Raw genomic sequence first — 3,456 nt, forward strand, 5'->3', positions numbered from 1 at the left:
TCAGTCTATACATTCAAAACTTTTCAAACACCCTCTAATATATCCAAAGTTCTCTCCTGTCAATGTGGTTACAAAACTATATATTTAAATTGTGAATACTTACTATTTGAAATGTTTACAAAATTAAAGTTTCATATATAGAATATTCAGGGTACAATCTAATTAATTGCTCAAAAATCAATTAAATGATATTTATATTACCAACAACAATCATTTGGTTAAATTGTACGTAATTTTTTGAAATAAATTTTCTCACTCCAAACCCTTGCTATCCATATCTATCAAATTTATTAACTAATGATTTGTAGATTTTAATCGGTATGACATTAGTTACAGTATCATCTACTAATCAGATTAACCAATGGACGCATTCAATCACAGATTTCACCGAAAATTGATTAATTTACCTAATTTACATCAAATTATTCATTATTCTCCCTTAACTATTAGTCCTGATAGTTGTGTGATGGATGCTATTAACTTGATGAATCAACAACAAGATCATAAAGTTACAGTTAATAACCCGATCTATCAAGTAACCGACTATGTTTTAGTAGTAGAGGGAAAGCAATTACAAGGAATATTTACTATTAAAGATGTATTGAGGGTAATTACCTTAAATACCGACCTATCAGCGGTAAAAATGGCGGACGTGATGACTCAGCCGCTAATTACTCTCAAATATTCAGCATCTGAGCATATTTTGACAGTGTTTGCACTTTTACAGCAGCATTCTATTCAGTATTTACCAATAGTAGATGATCAAGACAACTTAATCGGTATTGTCACTGAAGCAAACTTGCTGCAAGCCTTAAATATAGAAAAAATGATTGGTGTGGTTGAGGCATTGCAGGAAAATTTGCTAGATTTGAAGACAGAACACATACCAATTAATGAACAACTGGAAGTAATCCGTAAGCAAACTCATAATCATTTACAAGCATGGGCAAAAAAACAAGTTGACGAGAATTTACAAATTAATCGAGAACTGCAAGAAACTTTAGAAGAACTGCAAATTGCCGAAGAAGAACTACGTCAACAAAATGAACAACTAATCTATTCTCGGCAAATTACTGAAGCAGAACGACTGCGTTATCAAAATTTATTTGAATTTGCACCTAATGGTTATTTAGTAACTGATGCTTTAGGGATAATTCAGCAAGCTAATCATGGGGCAACATCCTTACTATCTGTCCGTCAAGATCATCTTGTTGGCAAACCATTAGTAGTTTTTATTGCTGAAGAAGATCGTTCTCAATTTGTATCCCGGTTAAAAAAATTGCATGAATTACAGGAATGGGAAATGAATTTCCAGTCCCGTAAAGGTTTACTCTTTTCTGCTAGTGTGAGAGTAAATTCTATGGTTGATAATGAGGGTAAACGGACTGGTTGTTTATGGTCAATATCGGATATTAGCGACAGGAGAAAATTAGAAGCAGCACTCCGTCAAGATAGCGATGTCTTGGAAGTTCGGGTAAAAGAACGCACGGCAGAATTAGTGATTGCCAATAAGCGATTGCAAGAAGAAATCATTGAACGGCAACATATTCAAGCGTCCTTACAAGAAAGTGAAGCCCGACTCACCTTAGCACTAGAAGCAGGTAATATTGGGATCTGGGATTGGCATATCCAAACCAATGAAACTCTCTGGTCTCCTACCATGGGTTTAATGTATGGTTTACCTCTCAATAGTTCCTGTCCTAGTATTGAAGACTTTCTCAATTTAATCTATCCTGAAGACCGTCAGCATTTTCAAAACTGTGTCAGTCATTCCCTGGAGAAAAAAGTTGATTTTGTCTGTGAACATCGGATAGTGGATTGTGATGGTATCCTACATTGGTTGAGTTCTAGAGGAAAAGTTTACTGTAACGAAAATGATCGGCCAATCCGCATGATTGGCACAACTAGAGACATTTCTGAACGTAAACAAACGCAACGGCAAATATATGAACAAGCTGCCCTATTAGATATTGCGACTGATGCAATTTTTGTCCGAGATTTTCAAGCCCAAATCGTCTTTTGGAATCAGGGGGCAGAGAGGATATATGGTTGGGAACGTCAGGAAGTTTTAGGTAAGAATCCCAAGGATATTTTTTACGATTCAACTTCCCATGAACAAGAGATAATCGCCCTAAAAACTGTAGTTACATCGGGAAGTTGGGAGGGTGAGTTACGCAAACGCACACAATCAAACCAACTAATTATTGTTCAAAGTCGCTGGACATTGATGTTAGATACTGATGGACAACCTAAATCTATTCTCACAGTAGATACTGATATTACAAAAAATAAACAACGAGAAGAGCAATCTTTACGCGCTCAAAGAATGGAAAGTATTGGAACTTTAGCTGGAGGTATTGCCCACGATATCAATAATATCTTAACACCAATTTTAGCATCTGCTCAATTACTCAAAAGTAGTAGATTATCTGAAGAAAAACATAAAGATCGTCGTCAGCAAATGCTGACAATTATTGAAAATAATGCGAAACATGGTGCAGAACTAGTCAAACAATTGTTATCCTTCGCCAAAGGTGTTGAAGGCAAACAGACGATTGTGCAGATTAATGATTTGATCAGCGATATTATCTACTTGGTCAGTCAAACATTTTCCAAATCCATCACATTTTCTAAGCATATTCACCCTAAATTATGGACAGTGCTTGCGGATAAAACCCAACTGCATCAAGTATTAATAAACTTAGTGGTTAATGCTGCTGATGCTATGCCTGACGGTGGATGTCTCTCTGTTTCTACAGAAAATTTGTATCTTGATGAAGAGATGATCCAGATAAATCATCATGCTACAGTTGGGAATTATATTGTGATTACGGTTAGAGATACGGGGACGGGAATGTCACCGGAAATATTAGAAAGAATATTTGAGCCATTTTTTACCACTAAGGATTTTGGTAAAGGCACAGGATTAGGACTATCAACAGTATTAGGAATTATTAAAAGTCATAAGGGGTTTATTAATGTTGAAAGTCAAATTGGACTTGGTAGCGTATTTCAGATATTTTTACCATCAGTTAACCAAGAAGTTTCCCCTTTAGAATCCGATCATCAAGAAATATCTCAAGGACAGGGAGAACTAATTTTAGTAGTAGATGATGAAGCCCATATCCGGGAAGTTACAACAACCATTTTAGAAGCCTACAATTATCAAGTTCTTACCGCTAAAAACGGCGTGGAAGCAATCAATACTTACAACCAATACCGGGATCAAATCAGAGTAGTATTGATGGATATAATGATGCCAGGAATGAATGGAAATTCCGCCATTTGCAAGTTAAAAGAAATCAACCCCCAGGTGCTAATAATTGCTTGTAGTGGATGCAATATAGAGAATATGTTAGAGCCAAATAATGAATCTCAAGTTACAGCAATTTTATCAAAACCCTATACTAATGAAGAGTTATTGGCAAAATTAAATTTTGTCCTCAAGTAAGTTGT

The 3,456-nt window shown here is 35.6% G+C and carries 1 protein-coding gene; it reads left to right on the plus strand.

Going from position 1 to position 3,456, the window contains the following annotated elements:
• Positions 1 to 361: 361 nt before the first annotated feature.
• Positions 362 to 3,451, plus strand: coding sequence for a PAS domain S-box protein (locus FJR08_RS21380; RefSeq protein WP_168634497.1), 3,090 nt, complete (start codon positions 362 to 364; stop codon positions 3,449 to 3,451).
• Positions 3,452 to 3,456: the final 5 nt, after the last annotated feature.

Source organism: Dolichospermum sp. UHCC 0260 (assembly GCF_009711985.1).
GTDB lineage: Bacteria > Cyanobacteriota > Cyanobacteriia > Cyanobacteriales > Nostocaceae > Dolichospermum > Dolichospermum lemmermannii.

Bases quoted from the DNA above. Each gene is read 5' to 3' on its own strand.
- FJR08_RS21380 (WP_168634497.1), top strand. From the start codon at position 362: ATGGACGCATTCAATCACAGATTTCACCGAAAATTGATTAATTTACCT.